This window comes from Pseudomonas marginalis, from assembly GCF_001645105.1.
Taxonomy (GTDB): domain Bacteria; phylum Pseudomonadota; class Gammaproteobacteria; order Pseudomonadales; family Pseudomonadaceae; genus Aquipseudomonas; species Aquipseudomonas petroselini.
This window is the reverse complement of record NZ_LKEG01000032.1, coordinates 80,599-105,666: the sequence shown is the minus strand read 5'-3', so window position 1 is coordinate 105,666 and position 25,068 is coordinate 80,599. Positions and strand designations below refer to the sequence as shown.

23 protein-coding genes and 1 pseudogene are annotated in these 25,068 nt (G+C 53.4%); 19 read left to right on the top strand and 5 right to left on the bottom strand.

The genetic code is table 11. The annotated features are described in order from the left end of the window. The first annotated feature begins 12 nt into the window (after window positions 1–12). Together AO064_RS08810 and AO064_RS08805 are read left to right on the top strand one after the other, a co-directional pair. Window positions 13–375 carry a response regulator gene (locus tag AO064_RS08810; RefSeq protein ID WP_064053064.1) on the top strand — a complete coding sequence of 121 codons (363 nt, stop codon included), beginning with the start codon at window positions 13–15 and terminating at the stop codon, window positions 373–375. A gap of 189 nt (window positions 376–564) precedes the next feature. Beyond that, the gene (locus tag AO064_RS08805; protein ID WP_064053063.1) at window positions 565–927 is read left to right on the top strand and encodes a histone-like nucleoid-structuring protein, MvaT/MvaU family; all 363 of its coding nucleotides are present in this window, start codon (window positions 565–567) and stop codon (window positions 925–927) included. An 11-nt stretch (window positions 928–938) separates the two neighbouring features. On the opposite strand, the gene AO064_RS30125 is transcribed toward AO064_RS08805, so the two are convergent. The 3 genes and pseudogenes from AO064_RS30125 to AO064_RS08795 form a co-directional block, all read right to left on the bottom strand. Then, window positions 939–1,103, bottom strand: a complete 165-nt coding sequence (locus AO064_RS30125; RefSeq protein WP_082893906.1) for a DUF2256 domain-containing protein — start codon at window positions 1,101–1,103, stop codon at window positions 939–941. A 20-nt stretch (window positions 1,104–1,123) separates the two neighbouring features. Next, window positions 1,124–1,618 (bottom strand): MaoC/PaaZ C-terminal domain-containing protein, encoded by a 495-nt coding sequence (locus AO064_RS08800; protein WP_064053062.1) that lies wholly within the window; start codon window positions 1,616–1,618, stop codon window positions 1,124–1,126. Between the two features lie 183 nt (window positions 1,619–1,801). After that, a pseudogene (locus AO064_RS08795) lies at window positions 1,802–2,555 on the bottom strand (SDR family NAD(P)-dependent oxidoreductase). A 343-nt stretch (window positions 2,556–2,898) separates the two neighbouring features. On the opposite strand from AO064_RS08795, the gene AO064_RS08790 reads away from it, so the two are divergent. From AO064_RS08790 to AO064_RS08770, 5 genes are all read left to right on the top strand, one after another. Then, the gene (locus AO064_RS08790) at window positions 2,899–3,924 is read left to right on the top strand and encodes an AraC family transcriptional regulator (protein ID WP_244159505.1); all 1,026 of its coding nucleotides are present in this window, start codon (window positions 2,899–2,901) and stop codon (window positions 3,922–3,924) included. A 352-nt stretch (window positions 3,925–4,276) separates the two neighbouring features. Further along, window positions 4,277–5,647, top strand: coding sequence for an MFS transporter (locus AO064_RS08785; RefSeq protein WP_064053060.1), 1,371 nt, complete (start codon window positions 4,277–4,279; stop codon window positions 5,645–5,647). An 18-nt stretch (window positions 5,648–5,665) separates the two neighbouring features. Further along, complete coding sequence (locus tag AO064_RS08780) at window positions 5,666–6,412, top strand: nitroreductase (protein WP_064053059.1); 747 nt, start codon at window positions 5,666–5,668, stop codon at window positions 6,410–6,412. Continuing rightward, entirely contained in the window at window positions 6,409–8,061 is a 1,653-nt protein-coding gene (locus AO064_RS08775) for an AMP-binding protein (RefSeq protein ID WP_064053058.1), read from the top strand. Before AO064_RS08780 ends, AO064_RS08775 begins: the two co-directional genes overlap by 4 nt. Window positions 8,062–8,327: 266 nt before the next feature. Beyond that, window positions 8,328–9,635, top strand: a complete 1,308-nt coding sequence (locus tag AO064_RS08770; RefSeq protein ID WP_064053057.1) for an OprD family porin — start codon at window positions 8,328–8,330, stop codon at window positions 9,633–9,635. A gap of 116 nt (window positions 9,636–9,751) precedes the next feature. Here the strand turns inward: AO064_RS08770 and AO064_RS08765 are convergent, their stop codons facing one another. Further along, window positions 9,752–10,141 (bottom strand): winged helix-turn-helix transcriptional regulator, encoded by a 390-nt coding sequence (locus AO064_RS08765; RefSeq protein WP_064053056.1) that lies wholly within the window; start codon window positions 10,139–10,141, stop codon window positions 9,752–9,754. A gap of 113 nt (window positions 10,142–10,254) precedes the next feature. Here AO064_RS08765 and namA point away from each other — a divergent pair, with 113 nt between their 5' ends. The 12 genes from namA to AO064_RS08705 all read left to right on the top strand — a co-directional run bounded on the left by namA (window position 10,255) and on the right by AO064_RS08705 (window position 24,075). After that, entirely contained in the window at window positions 10,255–11,295 is a 1,041-nt protein-coding gene (gene namA, locus AO064_RS08760) for an NADPH dehydrogenase NamA (RefSeq protein ID WP_064053055.1), read from the top strand. Window positions 11,296–11,712: 417 nt separating this feature from the next. Next, on the top strand, window positions 11,713–12,480 hold the full coding sequence (locus AO064_RS08755) for an SDR family NAD(P)-dependent oxidoreductase (RefSeq protein WP_064053054.1): 768 nt from the start codon (window positions 11,713–11,715) through the stop codon (window positions 12,478–12,480). Window positions 12,481–12,899: 419 nt separating this feature from the next. Continuing rightward, a complete protein-coding gene (locus AO064_RS08750; protein WP_147469650.1) occupies window positions 12,900–13,442 on the top strand; it encodes a hypothetical protein in 543 nt (180 codons plus the stop codon). 51 nt (window positions 13,443–13,493) lie between these two features. Then, window positions 13,494–14,399, top strand: coding sequence for an N-acyl homoserine lactonase family protein (locus tag AO064_RS08745; RefSeq protein ID WP_064053052.1), 906 nt, complete (start codon window positions 13,494–13,496; stop codon window positions 14,397–14,399). Between the two features lie 354 nt (window positions 14,400–14,753). Further along, on the top strand, window positions 14,754–15,959 hold the full coding sequence (locus AO064_RS08740; RefSeq protein ID WP_208602899.1) for a CaiB/BaiF CoA transferase family protein: 1,206 nt from the start codon (window positions 14,754–14,756) through the stop codon (window positions 15,957–15,959). A 19-nt stretch (window positions 15,960–15,978) separates the two neighbouring features. Beyond that, complete coding sequence (locus tag AO064_RS08735) at window positions 15,979–17,457, top strand: aldehyde dehydrogenase (RefSeq protein ID WP_064053050.1); 1,479 nt, start codon at window positions 15,979–15,981, stop codon at window positions 17,455–17,457. A 39-nt stretch (window positions 17,458–17,496) separates the two neighbouring features. Then, window positions 17,497–18,000, top strand: a complete 504-nt coding sequence (locus AO064_RS08730; RefSeq protein ID WP_244159504.1) for a MaoC family dehydratase — start codon at window positions 17,497–17,499, stop codon at window positions 17,998–18,000. Next, window positions 17,997–19,217 carry a CoA transferase gene (locus AO064_RS08725; protein ID WP_064053048.1) on the top strand — a complete coding sequence of 407 codons (1,221 nt, stop codon included), beginning with the start codon at window positions 17,997–17,999 and terminating at the stop codon, window positions 19,215–19,217. The genes AO064_RS08730 and AO064_RS08725 overlap by 4 nt, the downstream gene beginning before the upstream one ends. A gap of 53 nt (window positions 19,218–19,270) precedes the next feature. Next, complete coding sequence (locus tag AO064_RS08720; protein WP_064053047.1) at window positions 19,271–20,671, top strand: GntP family permease; 1,401 nt, start codon at window positions 19,271–19,273, stop codon at window positions 20,669–20,671. 41 nt (window positions 20,672–20,712) lie between these two features. After that, a complete protein-coding gene (locus tag AO064_RS08715) occupies window positions 20,713–22,374 on the top strand; it encodes a GMC family oxidoreductase (protein WP_064053046.1) in 1,662 nt (553 codons plus the stop codon). 9 nt (window positions 22,375–22,383) lie between these two features. Further along, the gene (locus AO064_RS08710; RefSeq protein ID WP_064053045.1) at window positions 22,384–23,202 is read left to right on the top strand and encodes an HTD2 family dehydratase; all 819 of its coding nucleotides are present in this window, start codon (window positions 22,384–22,386) and stop codon (window positions 23,200–23,202) included. A gap of 30 nt (window positions 23,203–23,232) precedes the next feature. Further along, window positions 23,233–24,075 carry an HpcH/HpaI aldolase/citrate lyase family protein gene (locus AO064_RS08705; protein ID WP_064053044.1) on the top strand — a complete coding sequence of 281 codons (843 nt, stop codon included), beginning with the start codon at window positions 23,233–23,235 and terminating at the stop codon, window positions 24,073–24,075. Window positions 24,076–24,083: 8 nt separating this feature from the next. Here AO064_RS08705 and AO064_RS08700 read toward each other — a convergent pair whose 3' ends face one another. Continuing rightward, entirely contained in the window at window positions 24,084–25,034 is a 951-nt protein-coding gene (locus AO064_RS08700) for a LysR family transcriptional regulator (RefSeq protein WP_064053043.1), read from the bottom strand. Window positions 25,035–25,068: the final 34 nt, after the last annotated feature.

Below are 25,068 nucleotides of genomic sequence, written 5' to 3'. Positions count from 1 at the left end.
GGTTGAACTAAAATGACCACCATCCTGGTCGTCGACGACGAGTATTTGATCGCTGACATTCTCAGTTTCGCGCTAGAGGATGAAGGGTTCATGGTGGTAACCGCCAGCAACGGCCGAAAAGGACTAGACGTGCTCGAAAGAGAACGGCCTGCGTTGATCATCACCGACTTTATGATGCCGGTGATGGACGGCCTAGAATTCGCCACAGCCGTTCGAGCTCTACCTTCGGCTAATCAATTGCCGATCATCCTGATGAGCGGTGCTCAGGCCCACATCGGCATGGAGAGATCGGATCTGTTTGATGCGGTGTTGGCAAAGCCGTTCAACATCGACTTGATAATCGCTGAAGTTAAAAAGCTCTTGGCTTCTGATTAGTGGGCGTTTGGTCTACATACCCAGATCAGACTAAAGCCGCGCGAAGGCTTGGCCGCTGGTAACAACGCCCCTCTCCGGAAGAAGGCCAAATGCTCTAGTAGAGTATGGGAGCTAAGTATTGATATTTCTTCTTCATTTGAGTGTCTATCCTGTTGTAACGTAACAATACTTATTACTAGGGAAGTTCTCATGTCCAAACTCGCAGAATTCCGCCAGCTTGAAAAACACCTCGCCGAACAGCTACAAGCGCTCGAGGCCCTCAAGGGTGATGCTGGCCTCAAGAAAGAAATAGAATTCGAGACCAAGCTGCGCGATTTGCTCGCAAAATACGGATACAGCTTGAAGGACGTGATCAACCTGCTTGATCCACATGCAGGCCGTCGCGCTCCAGTATCTGAGCCTAAAGCCACACGTAAAGCCCGCCAGGTTAAGGTTTATAAGAACCCACATACCGGCGAAATCATTGAAACGAAAGGCGGGAACCATCGCGGCCTGAAGGAGTGGAAAACTGAGCATGGCGCAGCGACTGTCGAATCCTGGCTAAGCAAGTGATTTGGGGTTGACTACATAAGGGCCGGTGATGGCCCTTTTTTTTGGCTCAATTTTGGGTGCGTCCAGCGCTCCGAGCAGCAGCGAACATCCTCCCTGCCACGCGCCAATTTCTTCCTCCATGTGAAGACGCGGCCGCATGTTAGACGGGTTTTTACGGGAAGATCGTTCTTTCTCATTGCTTCACCGATATGAGCTTCTAGGTTTCCTGGAGAGATACCAGCGAGGCGAGGTTTGAATCGCCCCTGCGCAGTATTAATACTGTTACCTCATATACAAGGACGGTTTTCCCCGCCGTCGTAGCGACGTCAGCTTTAAATACAACCCACCCTCGTGCATGGTTTCCAGCGTGGATGAGTGATCGAACGACTTGAGCTGAGAGCGTGAGAATGTCTCCAGGCACGACTGGAGCAACCATCCTAAAGCCATCAATCTTCCCACCCGCAACGACGTTTGTCTGAAGAAGTAAGGCATCACACATCAAACGTTGCGAGATACCGAACGTCTGTACCCCGCTGGCACAGTGCACCCCAAGCGGACTCGAACGGGCAAGGTCAGGGTCAATATGTATATCGAGAGGATCGTACTCGGCAGCAAAAGCGATAATTTGTTCCGTTGTGATAGGATCAGATTGCTTGGCTGTCCAAGTTCTACCTAGGATGAAGTCTTCCCAAAACAGCTCTTTATCTGCCACGGTATCTCCTCGATTTCGCAGCGTTTAACTCGCGACACTTCCGCTCAAAACTTAGCTGTGCTTTTCCTCACAAATGCTCGCGCCCCTTCTTTCTGGTCAGGCATTTTGTTGATAGCTCATAACTGAATCTTCTGTTTCATTTTTGGGCGGGGCTAGTGACCGGTCATAGACGTTTAGCTCGATCTATTTCGCGGCCATTCTCAAAGCGCCATCCAAACGGATCACCTCACCATTGAGCATGGAGTTTTCGATGATGTGCGCTGCCAAGGACGCGTATTCTGAAGGTCTTCCCAGCCGTGGAGGGTGCCAATGATGCCTGCACTTCCTGAGGCATACTCGCCATCATAGGGGTCTCAAATATTCCGGGTGCGATGCACATCACACGGATGCCTGAACGCGCCAGGTCGCGTGCCAATGGCAGTGTCATGGCAGCGACGCCGCCCTTGGATGCGGCGTAAGCGGCTTGGCCTGTCTGTCCGTCATACGAGGCGACTGAGGCTGTATTCACGACTATGCCGCGCTCTCCCTCGACACTGGGGGCTCCCCCCGCCATAGCCTCGGCGGCAAGGCGAACCATGTTGAAGCTTCCGATCAAGTTGATCTCGACAGTTCGACGAAAACTTTCCAGTCTATGGGGGCCATTACGACCTAAAACCCGTTCGGCTGGTGCAATATCCGCGCAGTTGATCACACCATGCAACGCACCGAATGTGCTAATTGCAGAGGCTATTGCTGTTCGGCAGTCAATTTCACTGGTGATATCGGCTCGAACGAAGATTGCACGTTCTCCCAGCTCGTCAGCGCGAGCTGCACCAGATGCTTCGTTGACGTCAACCAGCACCACGTTTGCACCCCGGGCCACCAATTCACGCGCCGATGCCAGACCGAGTCCGGAACCTGCGCCAGTGATTAGAAAGACTGAGTTTTCGATGCGCATGATGTCCCCTTAAAAGTGGGTAGTACCGCACAAGCGGTTACTTGACAGATAAAAGGCTCAAATGCCGGTTCGCTTCAGGTGTCAGCCACGCCGAAGATTGTTGAACCGATAGTGTCGGCGGTCAGTGATCCCGACAATGCTCAAACGCCTCAGATTGTTTGAATGCTTTGGACAATCGAGGCCAGGCATCAAGAAAAGGGCTGGCACATGCACTTGACATTCAATGCAGGGAAGCTGAAACGTACACAAAGAATTGAGGCTCGTCAGGTTGTTCGAAGTAGAATTACCGAAAAGACCTAAAGCTCAGCATCACGTCAGAAATCATATGCGCAGAGGAATAAGCGTGCTCATCCAGGATAAGGGAACGACTTCAATTGGATTGGTGCTTGAAGCTCTCGATGGCGCATCGCGACGCCAACTGGACACCTCCATCGCATTGCAGCAAGCGCGTATAGATCCGGAACTCTTGACTTCTCCCCAAGCCAGGGTTTCGGCTGCTGCATTCTCTCGCTTGTGGGTCGCACTTTCAGATCTGCTCGATGATGAGTTTTTCGGAATCGATAGCCATCCAATGCGACGAGGCAGCTTCCAATTGATGTGCCAGTCGTCAATTGACTGCGAGTCGTTAGAGCAAGCGTTGCGTCGGATTCTGAAATTCTTACGCCTCGTATTGGACGATATTCACGGTGAGCTGAAGATTGAAGACGACTGCGCCGTCATTGTTATCCATGACAAAGGCGTTGAACGCCGCCTGTTTAGCTACGGAACATGGTTGATTTTAGTTCATGGGCTGCTCTGTTGGCTGGGTAATAGGCGTATTCCGATAAAGGAACTTTGCTTTAAACCGAATCGACCACTGGACGACAGTGACTATCGGATGCGCTTCTGTGAAGAAATCCAGTTTGGTGCTCCCGTTACGATGATTCGTTTTGATCGCACGTTTCTGAGCCTCAAGGTCGTGCAAAACAAAGCCAGCCTATCGGCGTTTTTGAAAGAGTCGCCTGCCAGTCTGCTGGTGAAATATCGTAACGAGGACAGCACCAGCGCCCAGATCCGGATGAAATTGCGAGGCCTGAATCCGGAGGAATGGCCAGAGCTGGATAAGGTGGCAAACACGCTACGCATATCCTATTCGACGCTCCAGCGAAGACTACAGGCCGAGGGCGTTAGCTATCAGCGTTTGAAAGACAATCTGCGACGTGACATGGCAATCAATCTGCTGTGCCAACCGAACATGACCGTAACCGAAGTGGCTGCTCTCACTGGCTTCCAGGAGAGCAGCGCATTTCATCGTGCCTTCAAGAAGTGGACGGGAGTGAGCCCTGGCGCTTATCGCCGCTCCAATGCTGACGAATCGGGCGGGATCTAACAGCCTTTCCTTCGGAGCAGGAGAACCACTTCCCGCCGGATTACGTACTGAGATCTGCAACGCGCTTCACCCGCCGGATGCCGATGGGCATCTCTCGCTAAAGTCATCCTCGACGTTTATGACGAGCTGTTGGTGTCCAAATCGGTCAGGCAGAACGAAGTCGCTGGGCATAGGCCTCAGCAAAGGCAACTTCTACGATGCGACGCAGGCACCCTTTGCGTCGCATATCAAGCAAACCACCGAGCCTTCAAACGGTGCGTGTTCAACCTCGATATAACTCCAAAGACCAGGTGCCTGATGAGGCAGATGCAAGTGCACTTCACAAAAAAAACAAGATCGAAGGAGACGCGATATGCAGCCGGTAAACGTTTATACACTCGCAGTTGAGTCGAAGTTCAACCGCTTCCATAGGCTCATTCTGTTTTGGTGCGTGCTCATTCTGATCATCGATGGCTACGACCTCGCCGTAGTGGGTGCGGCCCTGCCGGCAATCATGAAAGACATGAACATTGATCCAACTAGCGCCGGAATAATGGCCGGGTCTGCGCTCTTCGGAACGATGCTGGGCGCGATTTTTCTTGGAACGCTAGCGGATCGTATCGGGCGCCCCAAGATGATCGCAGTCTGCGTTGCCTTGTTCAGTATCTTCACAGCAGCGGCAGGTCTCACCAGTGATCCTATCAGCTTCAGCATTTCGCGCTTTATCGCTGGTCTTGGGATCGGCGGTGTACTGCCAATTTGCACCGCCCAGATGGGTGAGTTTTCTCCACTCAAATTACGTACTCGGCTGGTAACTCTCGTGTTCGCAGGGTACTCCGTGGGCGGTATTTTGGTTGCGATGACTGGCAAGCAACTCATTGAGAGTCACGGATGGCAGTGGGTGTTTTATGTGGCGGTGCTGCCAGTACTTCTGATTCCCATGATCCTGAAGACCATGCCCGAGTCCATAGGTTACCTGCTCAAAACCGGACGTCAGGATGAGCTGCGAGCAATTGCTCGAAAGCTAGACCCTACTCTCATCATTGACGAAAACACTGTTATGACCGGGAATGCCGGAATAGTGGATAAACAAGAAGCACCAGTTCGCAATTTGTTTAAGGATGGTCGAGGTTTTAGCACCGTCATGATCTGGGCGGCATTCATGACCGGTCTGTTCATGGTCTACGCCCTTAACTCCTGGCTAACCAAGCTTATGGCGATGGCGGGATTCAGTCTTGGCTCGGCGTTGAACTTTGTGATTGTTTTCAATGTGGGGGCCATCGCCGGTGCTATCGGCGGTGGATGGTTGAGTGACAAATTAAACATCAAACACGTACTGGTCTGCTTCTACATCGTCGGTGCAATTGCTTTAACCATCTTGGGTTATACGCGCTCAACGACTTTGCTTTTCCCCGTGGTGTTCGTTGTCGGTGCATCGACCCTGGGTACCCAGTTGTTGGCATATGCGTATGCAGGAGATTTCTACCCGTCATCGATTCGATCAACCGGTGTGGGCTTTGCGTCTGGAGTGGGAAGGATTGGCGCAATCGTCGCACCGGTTCTCATCGGCTGGTTGGTGTCGTTAAACCTTCCGCTTGAGAAAAACTTTATGGCCATCAGCCTTGCTGGGCTCATCGGCGCAGTCGCAGTCACCATGATCAATCAGTCGCGTGCTGACTCTACTCAAGTCAAAAAAGCCCCAGCACCGTCTAGCTACTCCCCTGATGCACCTGACCGAAGCTGAATTCGTGGAATTGAAGGTATGAAAATCAATCGCTTATCCGAACCGCCAATATCGTCTGAGCTTCTCAGCCAAACGGTTGATTGGGCGATAGCTTCACGACGCAGCATTCGGGCCTTTTTGCCCACTCCTGTTCCACGCGAAGAAATCGAAGCGATCCTTGATATCGCTCGGTTCTGCGCAACTGGAGTGAATATGCAGCCTTGGCGCGTCCATGTTGTCACTGGAGAAGCGAAGACTCATCTCTCATGTGCCATTGCCGAGGTCGACAATAATCCGTCACTCAGCAACCACCTTGAAGATGCATACGAATATTACCCACAAAAATGGACTTCACCCTACGTGGATCGCAGAAGGAAAGTAGGGTGGGAACTCTACGGATTGCTGGGAATCGAGAAGGGTGACAAGCAGCGGATGCATGCACAGCACGGCCGCAATTACCGTTTTTTTGATGCGCCAGTAGGATTGATCTTCACCATTGATCGAGTCTTGAAAGAAGGAAGTCTCCTTGATTATGGAATGTTCCTGCAGGCAGTGATGGTGGCGGCGCGTGGCAGAAACTTGCACACCTGCCCGCAAGCAGCGTTTTTGAAATATCACCACGTTATTTCGCAGGCCCTTGCGATCCCGGCAGATCAAATGTTGGTCTGCGGAATGAGCCTTGGATACGCCGACGAGTCCTGTATAGAGAACACCTTGGTCACGGATCGGGAACCTGTGGGCGCGTTTTCCACTTTTCATCACAATAATAAGGAGACGACATCATGAAGCCTGGTGCTTACGAGAATGGGCTTGAACAATGCAAGGCCAACTATTTGCCCCTGACTCCACTTGGTTTTCTTGATCGTGCAGCTATCGTGCACCCGGATCGGGTAGCTGTGGTGCATGGCGAACTTCGCAGAACCTGGAGTGAGACCCGCGAACGTTGCTTTCGATTGGCCTCGGCTCTTTCCAAAAAGGGAATGGGGGCCGGAGACACCGTTTCAATCCTGTCTCCTAATACCCCGGCAATGCTCGAAGCGCATTTTGGGATACCCCTCTGCGGCGCAGTTCTGAACACCGTTAACTACCGCCTGGATGCAGAAGGCGTGGCATTCATACTTCGTCACGGGGAGTGCAAGCTCCTCTTGGTTGATCGAGAGTTTGCCGCGCTGGCTAATGCCGCAATTGAACTCCTTGAGCATCGTCCAATTGTCATCGACATCAATGATCACTTAGCTCCACTTTCCGAGAGCATTGGGGAGGTCGATTATGAAACGTTTATCGCTAGTGGTAACCCTGATTTCGAGGGCGTATGGCCCAGTGACGAGTGGCAGCCGATTGCGCTCAACTACACTTCAGGTACAACCGGTGATCCGAAGGGTGTAGTGGCTAGTCATCGCGGGACATACCTAATGAGTATGTTGCAGATCACCAACTGGCCGCTTTCTCGTGCACCTCGTTATCTGTGGACACTACCGATGTTCCACGCAAACGGATGGTGTTTTACCTGGGCTATCACTGCCGTCGCTGGCACGCATGTGTGTCTAAGAAAAGTTTCCGCAGAGACGGTTTTTGAGTCGATAGACAACCATGGTGTCGATCACTTCTGTGCGGCGCCCATTGTGATGGCAATGATCGCGAACGCCGCAAATCGCCCGCCGCTCAAAAGTCCGGTTAGAGTGCTGACTGCTGGTTCCCCACCTCCTGCTACCGTACTGAATGCGATAGTCTCACATGGCTTTGACGTTAACCATGTTTATGGAATTACAGAGGTTTCCGGCACCCCAATTGGCTGCGAATGGCAAGACGGTTGGGATGATTTAACACCGAGTGAGCAGGGTGCTCTTCGTGTACAGCAAGGGGCTCGATCTGCAGCGTTCGAAGGCGTAATGGTCGCGGACTCGGAAACTTTGCAGCCAGTACCGAAAGACGGCCAAACAACGGGTGAGCTACTGCTCAAAGGAAATACCGTGATGATGGGCTATCTGAAGAATGAAAGCGCAACCCGAAAAGCCTTTGAAGGCGGCTGGTTTCATACTGGTGATATAGCCGTGGTGCACCCCAACGGTTATGTACAAATTACCGACCGATGCAAGGACGTCATTATTTCCGGTGGCGAGAATATATCGTCTGTAGAAATCGAAGAAACCATTCACGGTCATCCATCTGTTTTACATGCCGCTGTTGTCGCTCAGCCTGATGACAAATGGGGCGAAGTGCCATGTGCGTTCGTCGAGTTGAAACTGGGTGTAGAACCTACGACCGAGGCAGAACTAATGATGTTCTGTCAGGCCCGTCTCGCACGGTTTAAATGTCCGCGTAGAGTGGTTTTTATGGAGTTGCCGAAAACCGCAACTGGTAAAATCCAGAAATTTTTACTTCGAGAGCAAGCAGGCAGTCGTGACGCGATTATCCGTTTAGCCTCAAATAGCTAATGCTTGAGTACATCACGTTGGGAAAAACTGAGTCGTTTTCGAAGATGTAAGCGGCGTGAATGGAGATTTTCGTAAAAACTGATGCAGTTAAACGGATCATAAGGCTAGTTTGCATCTTTCGAATAATAGAAAAAGCATTCCAGCCTCGCCTATTAATATCTCAGTGCTGTTGATAAATTTTGTGGCTTTCGGGTGCGTTTTATTTGTAGGGAGAGTTAGTTGTTGCTTCTGTTGCTTACCAATAATAAAAATCGGAGCGTTATACAGTGAGTCTAAAGAAAATATCTGTAAAACTGGTGTTTGTCAGCATTGCCATAAGTGGCCAGGCGTCTGCTGACTTTCTAAGTGACAGCAAAGCCACCTTGGGAATGCGGAACTTTTACTTCAATAACGACAACCGGGATGGTACCGCTGCGCCTTCGAAAACCGAAGAGTGGGCGCAAGGTTTCATGTTGGATTTCAAGTCGGGATATACCGATGGAACCGTTGGTTTTGGCGTTGATGCCTTGGGACTGCTGGGAATTACTCTGGATTCTGGCAAGGGACGACACGTCGGCAGCTCTATGATTCCATCGTACAGTAACAACCGCGCCGTCGACGAGTGGAGCCGGCTGGGGCTGACCGGAAAAGTCAAAATGTCGAAGACCGAACTACGCTACGGCACCTTGATTCCGAAACTACCGATCCTGGTCGCCAACGATGGACGGGTGCTTCCACAAACCTTCGAGGGTGGCCAAATTACCTCGAGCGAGTTCAAGGATCTGACCCTGACGGGTGGGCGGATTGAACATGCTACTGGTCGCGGTTCAACTGATCAGACGGGGCTGGCCGCTATGGGGGGTACGCGCGAAAGCAACCAGTTCGCTTTCGCAGGGGGCGACTGGAAAGTCACCAAGGATTTAACGGCTCAGTACTACTATGCTCATCTCGATAATTACTATAACCAGCAATTTTTCGGACTGATTCACACGCTTGCAATCTCGGATAACCAATCTCTTAAAACTGATCTTCGCTACTTCAAAACTGACTCGTCAGGTGAAAACAGCTCCGGTACATCAGGTTACCGAATCAGTGGCTACACAAAGAACGGTGATGGCGTGATCGACAACCGTCTTTGGAGTGCTGCATTAATTTATAGCCTTGGCGCCCACGCATTTACTGCGGGCTACCAAAGCGTTTCGGACGGGAGCAGCTTCACCCAGCTGAACCAGGGTAGTTTAGTGGATAAAGGCGCCGGAGGTAGCAGCCTGTACCTATACACAGACCGTCTGATCCAGAGCTTCACCCGCGCAGGGGAACGTACGTCATTTGGTCAGTACGCCTATGACTTTGCCGCCTTGGGTATTCCTGGCCTGAAAGCCTCGGTCATGTACCTCTCCGGGGACAATATTAAGACGAGATCCGGCGACAATCAGAAGGAATGGGAAAGGGATATCTTTCTGGACTACGTTATTCAGTCGGGAGCGCTCAAAGGCGTTGGCTTTGGTTGGCGTAACGGTAAATCCAATAGCGAAGCCGCACGTGATCAAGATCAGAATCGGGTGTTTGTTAGCTACAGTATCCCACTTCTCTAAAAGCTAAACGCAACAGTATTAAACTAATCTTGAGAGTTTTAAATTGTTAAATTTAACTCGTTGCTGACAAGTTAGCACAAAGGGCCTGAGAATGGCCTTTTGTATTAAAGTGTTTACTAGCCAAGATACTCCAAGGGTTTTCCTTCGATTGCAGAGCGCCTGAACGTCAAAATCGCAGGCTCATGTACTGCTCCCCATTCCCGCATCGCCTTTACCAAAGGCATGAGCGTACTCCCTAACTCTGTAAGCGAATACTCCACCTTTGGCGGAACCTCGCGATAAATCTCACGATGAATAACCTGATCTGTCTCCAGCTCTCTCAGCTGGAGCGTGAGCATCCTCTGAGCAATATCTGGCATAAGCCGTCGTAGCTCGTTGAAACGTTTCGTTCCGGACATTAGATGGAACAATATAAGCGCTTTCCATTTGCCACCGATGACGTCGACAGTGAACGCAACGGGGCAGGCAAACGCCTCTATTTCCCCTTGAGGCGTACATTTCTTCATCTTTCAGCTCCTAGGTATAAAAAATGTGCCTATAGCACAAAAAAGTGCGTACTTACGTATTCGACGTGCATACGTTAGCATCATTCCGTATCAATCACTACGGAATATATCAAATGAGCTTGTTGCTATCCCCCCATGAAATAAAAGGCATGAAACTGAAAAACCGCGTCGTCATGTCGCCTATGTGCATGCACATGGCTGCCGATGACGGCTTCGTTACTGAATGGCACCGAGTGCATTACGGTGCCCGCGCCTTGGGCCAGGCTGCATTAATTTTCCCCGAAACGCTTGCAGTCCACGCCGATGGTCGTATCGGAGCCGGTGACCTCGGTATATGGAGCGACTCTCACGTCGTCGGCTTGAAAGCCCTGACCAAACTGCTTCACAGTTTTGGTGCAAAAGCTGGTGCTCAGATCGGCCATGCGGGGCGCAACGCTGACCTGCCCAATCTAATTCACATTGCGCCATCGGCCATCCCATTCACGGAAACCAGCCCAGTGCCTCGTGCACTTGCGGCTGACGAAATTCCGGGTTTGGTAAAGCTCTATGGCGACGCCGCACGACGCGCCAGTGAAGCGGGCTTTGATGTGCTTGAGATCCATGCCGCACATGGTTATTTACTGAATGAATTTCTCTCCCCACTCGCCAATACTCGCGATGATGAATATGGCGGCGATGCCAAGCGTCGCTATCGCTTCCTGCGCGAGGTGCTTGAGGAAGTAAAAACGCATTGGGGCGATCGTCCCCTTTTTGTTCGAATCTCCAGCTCTGATTACGCCGACGGCGGAAACACGCCCGAGTCATTCCTTGAGTACGGTCGCTGGATGAAAGAACAGGGCGTCGATCTTATCGACTGCAGCTCTGGCGGTATCAAGATGGTCAAGGTGCAAACCTATCCGGGCTATCAGGTACCGGCTTCGGAACTGCTACGCAAGGAACTCAGCATTGCTACGGGGGCTGTGGGTGTGATCCAGAGTGGTCGCCAAGCCGAAGAAATTCTGCAGAACGGCCGAGCTGATCTAGTGTTTGTCGGTCGGCAAATGCTGCGTGATCCATTCTGGGTGCGCACTGCAGCAGATGATCTGAAAGAAATCATTGAAATTCCTACTGCCTACACACGTTACGGTTCTGTATGGCTTGATACCAAAGCCTAATTATCCATTCGTGCCGTAAAAGGGCGATCGGACTTAGCTACTCTCGATATCGAGAAATGACGCGCCAAAAAATACACTTCATTCTGTGGGAGTTGTTGCGCCCGGTTAAGCATAGCTAACTTGCATGCGTCACTATCGGGCAGATTTTCCATAATGGATGAAAGATGCCGGCCTCCCACGGGCGGCTGGCAAGTCAGTGAGATGAGAGATTATTAGATTTAATTGCATAGTCGCGATGATAATTTAATTAGTGCGTTGCGGTGCTGCGCAGTAATCTGAGTTGCCGCCCAGATCAAGGCTCTCGATACGAGCCTTGATTGAGTAACTATTTTAGCGCAACTTCTTGATTTGCAAACTTGGGCTAACTGCTAAAAATTGCCCGCAACTTTAATAGATTTTTTAAGCGAGATCGTATACATGACTACTTCAATTCAGGGACTCGGCCGCTTGCAATCCAAAGTGGCTGTTATTACCGGAGCTGCTAATGGTATTGGTCGAGCAACCGCCGAGGTCATGGCGCGAGAGGGCGCGAAGCTTGTCCTGTCTGATATTAATATCGATCTTTTGAGCACGCTTGCTGACTCGCTTCGAGTCAAGGGCGTTGAAGTTATCACTATAAAATGCGACGTATCTGTAGAACAAGATATTATCGAGATGATTGCGGTAGGCATCAAAACCTTCGGGCAACTCGACGTAGTCGTTTCCAATGCAGGGATCATTCCGGAAGCAGATCTCGAGCAGGCAACCGCAGAACTCTGGGACAAGGTGATGTCGATCAACGCCCGCGGCATGTTCCTTGTTGCAAAGCATGCTGCTGTTCACATGGTTCCTAAAGCTACAGGCTCGATAATTTTCCTTTCATCTATCGCAGCCTTGAATGGGATTCCTGGTTTGGCGGTTTATGGCCCAAGCAAGTTCGTGGCGTCAGGTCTTGCACTTCATCTCGCCGCCGAACTGTCACCAAAGGGCATTCGTGTCAATGCCGTTGCGCCAGGTACGATCGATACTCCCGCAGTCAGTAATATCTCCGAAGAGTATTTGAAGGTGATGACTGATAAACAAATGATCAAACGACTTGGCAGGCCTGAGGAGATCGCAAACTCTATTCTCTTTCTGGCCTCTGATGAAGCATCGTTTGTTACCGGAACCGTATTAACCGTTGATGGTGGTTATTCGGCTCTGTAATTTCAACTTCATTATAGATTTTGCGAAAATCAGGCTAAAAATTTTCAGAGGTCACAATTGAGGTGAAACGCTTAGGTGCGGCTCTTTTATAGCGGAGTCGCGTCTAACACATCATTGATCGATCAAACTGAATAATCTCCAATTTTATTGAAATAGCCAGTGCAATGAGCGGTGGGATAAGGTCTTTCCCATACAAATATAAAAAGCTCGGAGACACCCTCATGCTCGTCCCTTCGTCCCTTTCACTCTTTGCTGAACGCCACCCATGCTTTAGCGAAGCATCGCTTATTCCGCAGCAGAGTGCATGCCCTTAGCGGAAGGCCTGAGATGGCTTCTGTTCTAACGTCCCGTAAACAAAATTAGCAGCTGAGCAATACGCCAACATTGAGTTGAATGCTCAAGCTATGAAGGGGTCAGCGATGAACGCAACTCTTACCTCCTTTGCGCCGATCTCGCTCGGCACGGTTCCGGCTGTGCCATCAGCGCTCTCGAATGCAGTTATTGGTGTCAACGAGCGTACGGATGAATGGGTGTATTACGCGAGTCGCGTTCGCCCGCACTACGAGAGGATGAACAGTCTCGTCGGACAAATTGCAGGGCTCCTGATACTGGGTCAGGCGAAGGGGTGCTTCGATACCTATTTTGAGATGTCCAGAACGCCAAAAGAGCAGGCGCAGGCCTGTATTGAAGAGCTTTACGCGTTAAGCGCTCCTGTCACTGCGGCTGTGCACCTCAACCACCTCCGAGAAGCAGCACGGCAGCTTTACCAAGTTGCCGACGACCTTAACGTTGCGGTGCGGAACACCCGCGAACTCACCCTCAAGCTTGCGCAGTGGCTTACGCAGTTAAAGGCAGTCACCGCTGTCCTTCATTGCGCCGCCGATCCAGTCGTATCCATGCAGCCCGTGGCATTTGAAGACGCATGCGCGTGTTGCAACATAGGCTCCACCGCTATTTCTTAAAGCTGCAACACATCATGTGCAACTACTAATTACAAGAATTGGGAGCACCTTATGACCGACAACACGTACTCCATCTGGGTCGCTGAATATGCCTATGTGGTGAATTATCCCGTCAGTGGCGTGCTTTACGGTGCGCATAACGAAGGAGTTCGTAAGCTCCCTTATTGCTACGTCGTTATCAAGGGTGGCGGGCGAACCATGATGGTAGACGTTGGCTACAACCACCAGGCTTATGGCGGGGTCTTGGGTGAACGTTTCGGTGTCGAACACTGGCATTCGCCTCGCGAAGTACTTGCAGAGTGCGGGGTGACGCCGGAAGAGGTGGACACTGTATTCATTACCCACTCTCACTTCGATCACCTGGGCAATACTGACGCTTTCCCGAACGCTACGTTTTACATTCAGGAGCGCGAACTCTCGAAGTGGATTTGGGCTATGGCCCAACCGGAGCATATGCAATGGATGATGGCGGGTACTGATCCGTCGGACATCCTTAGGGCTGTTGACCTAGCTAAGCAAGGCCGCTTGAAGTGCCTGGACGGTGCTCTGGAAGATGTGGTTCCGGGCATCGATATTCACGTCGCGTTCGACAGCCACACCTATGGCTGCATGTGGCTGCATGTTCGTAATGACCTTGAGCGCGAGTCTGAAAATGGATGGGTGCTGGCAGGTGATCTTGTGTACGTCTACGAGAACCTGGTGAAGAACCCGCAGGTAATCGATGGCCAGATCGACGGCCGACTAAGTATCAAACCGGTGGGCCTTGCGATGGGCAGTAACACCAACCTGGTAGCAGCGTCGGATGACATGCTCAAAGCTGTTGATTATCAGGTCAAGCGCGTTATCCCCATTCATGAGGAGCGGCTTAAAGACGTGTTCCCATCTCGTAATACTAAGTTGGGATTGCGGGTCAGCGAGATATGCCTGGCAAGAGGCCAGGAATCGGTCGTAGCGTAATTCTCCACTGCGCTGCCTATAACGTCAGGCATCCTGAAAGTAGCGCCCATTGAAGCTGTATGGGGTGCTACTGAATGGATGCTAATGGCGCTTCTTGTGTTCACCATCGTTCACCTGCCCGTAAACATTTGGTCAATTGTGCAGTGATGCACGTGATCTAGTGGTGCATCCCATGGCACTCGTAAAATCTACTTAACCTATTGAATTAAATACTAAATATTGATAATTTCATTAAATTGCATAATTGAAATGATTATTCGATTAGTGCCCTTTCAGCGCTTCTTTTAGGATTGACCTCAGCTCACCGGTGCACCTTTTTGCGCCGGTCGAAGAACAGCATCTGAGGAGTCTCAATTGGGCCAGACAAATAACAATCAGCCTATGGCCGGTGTCCGAGTTTTGGATATCGCGACCTTCGTGGCAGCGCCATTTTGCGGGACGATCCTTGCCGATTTTGGTGCCGAGGTTATCAAGATCGAACAGCCTGCTGGGGGTGACACCCTGCGTAAATTCGGCACCCCGACTGAGTGCGGCGACAGCATGGTCTGGCTCAGCGAGGCCCGTAACAAGCAGTCAGTGACGCTCGATTTGCGTTCGGAGCAGGGTGCCGAGTTGTTCCGACAATTAGTGGCGAAGTCAGATGTAGTGCTTGAGAACTTCCGCCCCGGAACCCTAGAGAAGTGGGGCCTGAGCTTCGAGTCGCTGCTGGAGATCAACCCTAAGTTGGTCATGTTGCGCGTCAGTGCTTATGGACAGACCGGCCCAAAACGCGGCGAGCCGGGTTTTGCGCGAATTGCTCACGCCTTCGGTGGACTCGCATTTTTGGCAGGCGAAAACGATGGCCCGCCTGTTGTTCCTGGCTCGACCTCACTGGCGGACTATATCTCCGGAATGTGGGGTGCAATTGGTGTGTTACTCGCCCTGCGTTCTGTAGAGGCAGGTGGTACGGGGCAATTCGTTGACATTGGGCTGTACGAGTCGGTCTTCCGTTTGCTCGACGAGATTGCGCCGGTGTACGCCAAGTACGGCTACGTGCGTGAGCGTATGGGCGCCGACACGATCAATGTCGTCCCACATAGCCACTACCAAACGAAAGATGGTGAGTGGATCGCGCTGGCCTGCAGCAACGATCGTATGTTCGAACGACTGGCGCAAACCATGGGCACGCCGGAGTTGGCTATCGAATACCCGACCAGCCCCGATCGCGTGAAAGATCGCGCCAAGATCAATGCGCTGGTTGCTCTTTGGGTATCCGGCTTCACTCAGAAGGAACTGCTGGATATCTGCAAGGAAGGGCAGGTGCCTGCTGGCCCGATCAACTCCATCGCCGACATTTTCGAAGACCCTCAGTTTGCCGCTCGGGAAAACCTGATCAAGGTTCAGGATCCGCGTATCGGTGAGCTGGTGCTGCCTAACGCAATGCCCCGCCTTTCCAAAACACCTGCCGCGTTTGTCTCTACCGGCCCTGCACTGGGGTCGAGTACCGACGACATTTTGAGCCGTCTCTTGGGTCTTTCTCCTGAAGTGCTGCAAGCGCTCAAAGCCAGCAACGTTATCTGAATCGAACAAGGGAACCAGCATGACTCACTACAAAATGTACATTGGCGGCGAATGGGTTGACGCCATTGAAGGTGAAACCTTCGACACCCAGAACCCTTACACGGGCGAAACCTGGGCCACTTTGCCTCGCGCTCGCGCCGCTGATGCAGATCGTGCCGTTGCAGCCGCTAAAGCAGCCTTTAATTCTCCTGAATGGTCAAAGATGAAGCCAAGTGCGCGTGGGCAGTTGTTGCGTCGCCTGGGCGACCTGATCGCTGAAAACGTTGAGCACCTTGCCACCACTGAAGTTGCCGACAATGGCAAGCTGCTCGCTGAGATGCGTGGGCAAGTACGGTACCTACCCCAGTACTTCTATTATTTTGGTGGCTTGGCCGACAAAATTGAGGGGGGTGTACTGCCTATCGATAAGGCTGACACGTTTACGTTCACCCGTTACGAGCCGCTTGGGGTATGCGTGGCCATTACCGCTTGGAACTCACCGTTGCTGCTGGCTGTGAATAAGCTGGCGCCTGGGCTGGCCGCAGGTAACACATTTGTTCTCAAACCCTCTGAGTTTACCTCCGCCTCAGCGCTTGAATTGGCCAAGTTGATTGAAAAGGCAGGTTTCCCCGCAGGTGTTGTCAACGTCGTAACCGGTTTTGGGCTGGAAGTGGGTGAACCGTTGGTGACTCATCCAGACGTCGCGAAAATCGCTTTCACCGGCAGCGAGTATGGCGGTCAGAAAATCAATGAGTCGGCGGCCAAGAACTTCAAGAAAGTGACTCTCGAGCTCGGGGGTAAATCTCCAAACATCGTGTTCGATGATGCGAACCTTGATAACGCAGTCAAGGGCGTTGTGGGTGGCATCATGGCCGCCACCGGCCAAACCTGCGTCGCAGGCAGCCGTCTGCTTGTTCAAGCGTCAATCCATGATGAGTTCGTGGAGAAACTTCTGGCCTTCGCACGCACGGCGAAGATGGGCGATCCCATGCTGCCCACCACACAAGTCGGCCCTGTAACGACGCCCGCCCAATACCAGAAAATTCTAGACTATATCGCCATCGCCAAGGCTGAAGGTGCTGTCTGCCGACTCGGTGGCAACCCTTCCACCAACCCGGAATGCGGTAACGGTCTCTTTGTTGAACCGACCATTTTTACTGGCGTGAACAACCAGATGCGTATCGCACGCGAGGAAGTATTTGGCCCTGTCCTCAGCATTATTCCCTTCAAGGATGAGGAAGACGCGATTGCGATCGCCAATGACACGCCTTATGGCCTGGCGGCGGGGGTGTGGACTCAGAACATGCGTCGCTCCTTACTGATGTCCGAGCGCCTTCAGGCCGGGATGGTTTGGGTGAACATGTACCGCGCGGTCAGTTACATGGCGCCCTTCGGTGGCTTCAAGCGTTCCGGCGTAGGTCATGAGAATGGCCAGGACGCCATCTATTCCTATCTTCAGACCAAAAGCGTCTGGATCAGCACTGCACTCGAGACGCCGGATCCGTTTGTCCTCGGCTGACACATCGCTCCTGTTGATCCAACAGTAAGGATAAGAATGATGGAAACTCAATTCCCAATGCCTGGGCGGTTTCTGGAAGATTTCAAAGTGGGTGATGCCTACCGTCACTGGCCAGGTCGCACCATTACAGAAGCCGACAACATCCAGTTCAGCCTGATGACGATGAACCAGCACCCGATGCATTGTGATCATCACTTTGCATCGTTAAGTGAGTTCGGTCGCCCGCTGGTCAACAGCGGCCTGACAGTGGCCATCGTATTGGGTCTGACGGTTGCAGACGTCAGCCTGAACGCTATTGCCAACCTGGGTTGGAAAGACATAACGCTCAGTGCGCCGGTGTTTCCGGGCGACACCCTGTATGCACGTTCTGAAGTGACCGAAGTGCGCGAGAGTGCCAAGCGGCCAGGACAGGGCATCGTTACAACCCGTACCGAGGCGTTTAACCAGGAGGGCACCGTGTGCATGAGCTTCACGCGTGCATGCCTGGTACCGACGCGGCGCAACGCGACCGAGTTGCGTGCGCAGAGGGCAGAACGATCATGAATTACGATCTGCTAAAAGGCGTAAGGGTCATCGAAAGCTCCGCGTTCATTGCTGCACCGCTGTGTGGCATGACCTTGGCGCAGCTGGGCGCGGAGGTCATCCGTGTCGATCTGATTGGTGGAGGCATTGACTACCAACGTTTGCCGATGATGCCCGAGGGCCGGAGCATTTACTGGACGAGCCTCAACAAGGCCAAGAAGTCCGTTGCGATTGACATCAAGCGCCCGGAAGGGCGTGAGCTTGTGCAACAGCTGATCGGGGCGCCGGGTGACGCGGGTGGGATCCTGCTCACCAATATTGGCACCCCATGGCTGAGCCACGAGCTGCTGTCTGAGCTGAGGCCTGACCTGATCTCTTGCACCATCGAGGGTAATTTCGATGGGAGCACTGCGGTCGACTACACCGTCAATTGCGCAACGGGATACCCGATGCTCACCGGGTACGGAACACCTGATCGCCCCGTCAATCACACGCTACCTGCCTGGGACGTGATCTGTGCGAATCAGGCAGCCACGGCCATTGTGGCCGCGCTTGCACGCCGACAGGTCAGCGGGGAGGGCGCGCAAATACGCCTGGCATTATCTGATACGGCTTTTTCAACCCTGTCGTCTCTGGGCTTGCTGACAGAGTCGGAGCTGATCGAGCCGCAACGTGAATCCCTCGGCAATCATCTATACGGCGCCTTTGGGCACGACTTCGCTACCTCAGACGGTCGCCGGGTGATGATTGTGGCCATTTCTGCGCGGCAATGGCGGGCGTTGGTAAAAGCCTGTGATTTGCAGCCTGCCGTCGAGGCCCTGCAGGTCGCGCTAGGGGTGAACTTTGATCACGAAGCTGACCGGTTTGAGGGGCGTGAATTACTCGCCGCCTTGGTTAAACAGTGGTGCATTAAACGCTCGCTTGCCGAGATTGAAATGCACCTTTCCCAGCACGGCGTTGCGTTTGGCCCCTATCGAACCGTTCGCCAATTGCTCCACGAAGACAAACGCGTCTCTCTGGAAAACCCGGTCTTCGAGCGCATTCAAACGTCGGGGGTCGGCGAGCATCTGGCGGCTGGCACTCCACTCAGGTTTGGCGGGGCGCCGCGCCTTGCTGTGCAGCCGGCGCCCGAACTCGGCCGCGACACCGATCAGGTATTGGCCGACGTCCTTGGACTGAGCGATCACGAAATCGGTGTGCTGCGGGACAGCGGCGTCGTAGGCAGGGCGTCTGGATAAATACTGTCTGTAGCAGAACGCGCGACTTATAAAAATAAAAGCGAGCAACTCCAATGAGTAGTCTATTGATCTGCCTGGCATCGCTGGGATTCTTGATGTTCGTGGCCTACCGGGGCTTCAGTGTGATCCTGTTCGCTCCGGTAGCAGCCTTGGCCGCAGTCTTATTGACAGAGCCTGCAATGGTCGCGCCCGCTTACAGTGGGCTGTTCATGGACAAGATGGTGGGGCTTCTGAAGCTCTACTTTCCGGTATTCATGTTGGGAGCGGTATTCGGGAAACTGATCGAGGTCTCAGGGTTCGCACGCTCGATAGTAACCGCCATCTCGAAGGTTTTCGGCAGCAGCTATTCGATCACCTGCATCGTTTGCGTGGGGGGAGTGTTGACCTACGGCGGAGTGTCGCTGTTCGTCGTGGTGTTTGCGCTGTATCCGTTTGCGGCTGAGCTGTTCCGGCGCAACGACATCCCCAAGCGTCTGATACCTGCGACGATCGCCCTGGGGGCGTTCACGTTCACCATGGACTCACTTCCAGGAACGCCGCAGATTCAGAACATCATCCCCACTGCTTTCTTTGGCACAGATGCATACGCAGCGCCCTGGCTGGGCATTATAGGCGCGATTTTTGTCGCCGGGTGTGGCATCACTTATCTGGAGTGGCGTCGCCGCAGCCTCATGGCGCGAGGCGAGGGCTATGGGCAAGGGCACACCAACGAACCCGCCCCGCCTACCGACGAGCCAATGATCAGCCCCTGGCTCGCCATCCTGCCGTTGGTCATCGTTGGCATCAGCAACAAACTGTTTTTGGATCTGATTCTGAGCTACTACGGCGCAGGCAATCAGGTGCTGGTGACGTTCCGTCCGGACTTTGCCGCCGTGTCTCAGGACGTGACCAAGATGGCTGCCGTTTGGGCGGTGGAGGGCGCACTGACGCTTGGCATCATTGTTACCTTGATTATCGGTTGGGGCCGTATTCGTGGAAAGTTCACCGAGTCAACCCAGCTCGCGGTCTCGGGCTCCCTATTGGCAGGCGTTAACACGGCGTCGGAATATGGATTTGGTGCGGTGATCGCGGCGCTGCCAGGCTTCAAGATGGTCGCTGACACGCTCTCCCACATCGAAAACCCACTGATCAACCTCGCAGTGAGCGTTAACGTCCTCGCAGGCATCACCGGCTCGTCCTCTGGCGGCCTCAGCCTCACCCTCGGAGCGCTTGGGGATCACTTTGTGGCACTGGCCCATCAGTACGCGATACCGGCTGAAGTGATGCACCGTGTGGCTTCGATCGCCGCCGGAGGCATGGATACTTTGCCTCACAACGGCGCCATCATCACGCTGATGGCGGTGACCGGGCTTACACATCGTCAGGCGTATGGAGACATTTTCATACTGACCATTTTCAAAACCATGGCGGCCTTCGTGGTGATTGCCGTGTTTTATTTGACCGGGCTGGTTTGATCGCTCGGCTCCCGACAAAAACAAATGACAGGGGTGAAAAAATGAACGCATCGACCTATGACTACGTCATCGTAGGCGCCGGATCCGCGGGTTGTGTATTGGCAAACAGGCTAAGCGCCGACCCCTCGAAGCGCGTATTACTGCTTGAGGCGGGCCCGTCTGATGACTTGCTCTGGATCAAGATTCCAGCGGGCATGACCCGTTTGTTTTCCAACAGCAAGGTTAACTGGCGGTACCAGGGAGCAAAGGAGCCTGGACTCAACAACCGCGTTCTGTACTGCCCTCGAGGTAAGACGTTAGGTGGATCGAGTGCGATTAACGGCTTGGTGTATATGCGCGGCAACGCCTACGACTACGATGCCTGGCGCGATGATGGTAACGAAGGCTGGGGGTGGTCGGACGTTCTACCGTACTTCAAGAAAAGTGAGCGCCAACTGCGTGGCGCTGATCAATACCATGGTGCAACGGGGGAGCTCGCCATCTCCGACGTGGTCAATCCCCATATTGCATCCTTGACCTTCATCGAGTCTGCGAAAACGATCGGCATTCCTTTCAATAAAGACTTCAACGGTGCCCAGCAATACGGCGTGGGCTACCCGCAGATGACCGTTGAAAAAGGTGTGCGCCAGTCCGCCGCCACAGCGTTCCTGAAGCCTGTGCGCAGCCGTCCAAACCTTGAGGTGCAGGTGAACGCCCATGCTGAGAAGATTTTGTTCGAAGGCAAACGCGCAGTTGGCGTGCGTTACGCAATCAAGGGACAGAACGAAAAGCATGAGGTCTTCGCTAAGGAAGTCATTCTAAGCGGTGGCACCATTGCATCCCCTCAACTGCTTATGCTCTCGGGTGTGGGGCCTGAAGAACATCTGAAAGAGCATGGCATTGAGGTCGTTCACGACCTGCCGGGCGTGGGTGAGAACCTTCATGACCATGCTTACGTTCACTTCTTGAACCAGGTCACGCCCAAGTTCTCCATCAATCATGAGATCCAGGGCTGGCGCCTGATCCCCCATGTTCTGCATTACGTAGGTGCACGCAAGGGATTGTTGACGTCGGCTGCGGCGCAAGTTGTCTGCTTCATCAAATCCGATCCCTCGATGGTCTCGCCCGACCTCCAGATCCAGTTCAGGCCCTTCAGCATCATCGTGACCGAAGACGGCAAGATCGTGCCTGAGAAAATCCCGGTGGTGACCGCCTCCTGCAGCCAGATTCGCCCTAAATCCCGCGGTCGCATCCGCCTTAACTCTTCAGACCCTTACGACGACCCGAACATCCTCATGAATTACCTGATGCACGAGGATGACTGCAAGGCTCTGATCGCCGGTATCCGCTGGATGCGAAAAATCCATGCCGCCGAGCCGCTGTCGCAGCACATCGTCAAAGAGACCATGCCCGGTAGTCATGTCCAGACTGATGAGCAATTGCTCGATTATCTGCGCAAGTTCGGCCAGTCCATGTACCACCCCGTTGGCTCTTGCCGCATGGGTAACGACGAAACAGCCGTTGTCGACTCGCGCTTGCGTGTAAGAGGCATTGAAGGATTGCGCGTAATCGATGCCTCGATCATGCCGAGCATCAGCTCCGGCAACACCAATGCACCGGCCATCATGATCGCCGAGAAGGGCGCTGACATGGTGCTGGAAGATTCTCGTTCAACAAACAATGTTGTCAGTCAAGGCCTAGCAGCCAAAGCTGCTCTGGCATAAGGAGGGCTCGTGGAACACTCACAGTGGATCGGTAAAACCCAGGATCGTGCTGAAGTCATCACCGAGGCGAATGCTGCCCGGATCGCTGCCACGCTCAACGAAAACCCGCCAGTAGATGGCGATGCCTTACCTCTGCTGTGGCATTGGGCGTACTTCCAGGATCTCGCTTCAACAGAGGCGCTGCGTACCGATGGGCATGCCAAGACCGGTGATTTTCTTCCCGATGCTGGCGACCGCACGCGCATGTGGGCCGGTGGCCGCTTGAGCTTCATCAAGCCGCTAGTGGTGGGCAAGTGCGCCCGACGTTCTTCTGTTATTCACGACGTGAAGGAAAAACAGGGCCGAACGGGCTCTTTGCTGTTCGTGACGGTACGTCACGAATACCTTCAGGACGGTGAGGTCGCACTGGTCGAGGAGCAAGACATCGTCTATCGCGCCGTCACCAAGGCGGTGGTGGATGACGGTGAACCACTGCCAGAAGCCGAATGGTCTGAGGAGATCGATGCGAGCCCAACCATGCTATTCCGTTATTCAGCGGTCACCTTCAACTCCCACAAAATCCATTACGACTGGCGGTATGTCACGGAAGTTGAAGGCTACCCGGGACTGGTCGTACATGGCCCCCTCACGGCGACGCTGGTGATGCGTGCATTTTCGAAGTTCACCCCAGATTCGACCGTCCGAACGTTTGCCTTCCGCGGTGTACGACCGCTCATTGCCGGAGAAACCCTGATTGTGGGCGGCCGTGTGAATGAGTCTGGGCAAGCGTCGGTCTGGGCGGGAAACCAGGGTGGAGTCGGACAGGTTGGCGAGATCGGGTTTGATTGATCATTTCACGTTTCAACAGCAGGACTAATCATGGGTAACGCTTCGAACCAATCTTGCGCACACGATGTGGTGCGTTCTGCACTTTTTGTCCCAGGCAATCGTCCAGAGCGCTTTTCAAAAGCGCTTGCGAGCGGTGCTGACCGGGTAATCGTCGATTTTGAGGATGCTGTGGAGGAGGGTGCGAAAAGTGGCGCCAGGCAAATGCTGGGCGACTATCTCGTTGCTAACCCGGACACGAGAGTGTGGGTGCGCGTCAACTCGCCCGGGCATGAACAGCACGATCAAGACCTCGCATTCTGCCGTGAGCATCATGGGGTTGTCGCGATCATGCTCCCCAAGACGGAGACCAAAGTGCAGGTAGAAACCGCGGCCGCTACCGGAAAGCCCGTTGTCCCGATAATCGAAAGTGCCGTAGGTGCAGCGAATCTGAGCGATCTGTGCTCAGCATCGGGTTTGGAAAGGCTTTGCTTTGGGGCAATCGACATGGCCCTTGATCTAGGGCTCAAGGATGGATCAGCAGGTTCTTTGAAGGTGCTGGAGCACCTGAAGGTTGGGATCGTCGTCCAATCCAGAGTCCATGGTCTGGCCCCAGCCCTTGATGGCGTGTTCCCGTCAATAAATGATTCGCCCGGCCTGATACAGGCGGTTCAAACAGCCGTGCAGATGGGTTTCGCAGGCGTACTATGCATCCATCCCAAACAAGTAGCGGACATCCATTTTGCACTGGCGCCAGAGGCGAATGAGATCAACTGGGCGAACCGTGTTCTGGCTGCCGCTGAGATGCATGGCGGGGCTTTCAAGCTCGATGGACAGATGATTGATGCGCCAGTACTCGCTCGGGCAAGACGCATCCTCAGCAAGCTGAGTAGCTAATCCGCTCGTTACCGGGCAGCACGGTGGCGATCAGTGGTGTGCGGCGCTGTGATCAGCAGCCGCACTAGCTGAGCCAGCCGTGAAGCTGCCGGTGATAACTTTCGTCCCTTCAGCGTGATGATCGCCAACTGCCGAGTCAGCTCTGGCTCGATAATCAGCATTTCATGAGTGTCCGCGCTCGGATGATCCGGCAGCGCTACAGCGGGTAACACCGCGGCGCCCAGCCCTGCGTTAGCCATGGAGATCAGAGTCTGTGCCTGGTTGAACTGATATCGGGTCTTCAACTCCAGGCCGAGCCGTTTCGCAGTGTCATCGACCACGGCCCGCAACACGGTTGCGGAGTTCAGGAGCAGTAGCGGCAGCTCGGCCAACGCTGTCATTGTGATCGTAAGGCCTCCGGCCTCCCTGAATTTTTTCGGTACCAGGGCGTAGAGATTTTCCGTGAGGATGGTCTCGAAATTGAAGTCCTGATTGTCACTGACGGGGCCGATTCCGAAATCCACCTCTCCCTTACGAATGCTGTCATGCATATCGCCTGAGGTTAGCTCATGCACGAAGACTTCAATGCCCGGGAAATCGCTTTCAAACGCTGCAAGGATCTTTGCCAAACGCGTGGAGGCAACGGTTGTCGAACAGGCGAGAAAAATCCGTCCTCGTTTTAAATCGGTCGTTTCCTGGATACGGCGCAAGCCCAGCTCCACCTCATGCACCGCTCGTTTAGCGCTCTCCAACAGCTCAACACCTGACTCCGTGAGACTGACCTGCCGAGTCGTTCGGTGGAAAAGCTGCACGCCGAGCTGTGCTTCCAGCTGTTTAATTTGACTGGTTACCGCTGACTGAGACTTGTGCGTCAAATCGGCTGCCTGTCGAAAGCTTCCGTGTTCCGCGACGAGCATGAATGCTTGCAGAAGCTTGAGATTAACGTTCGGCAGGGGCTGAGGATCGAGTGGTGCGGCCATGATGAGCTCATTATTAGATTAGATTGCACAATCA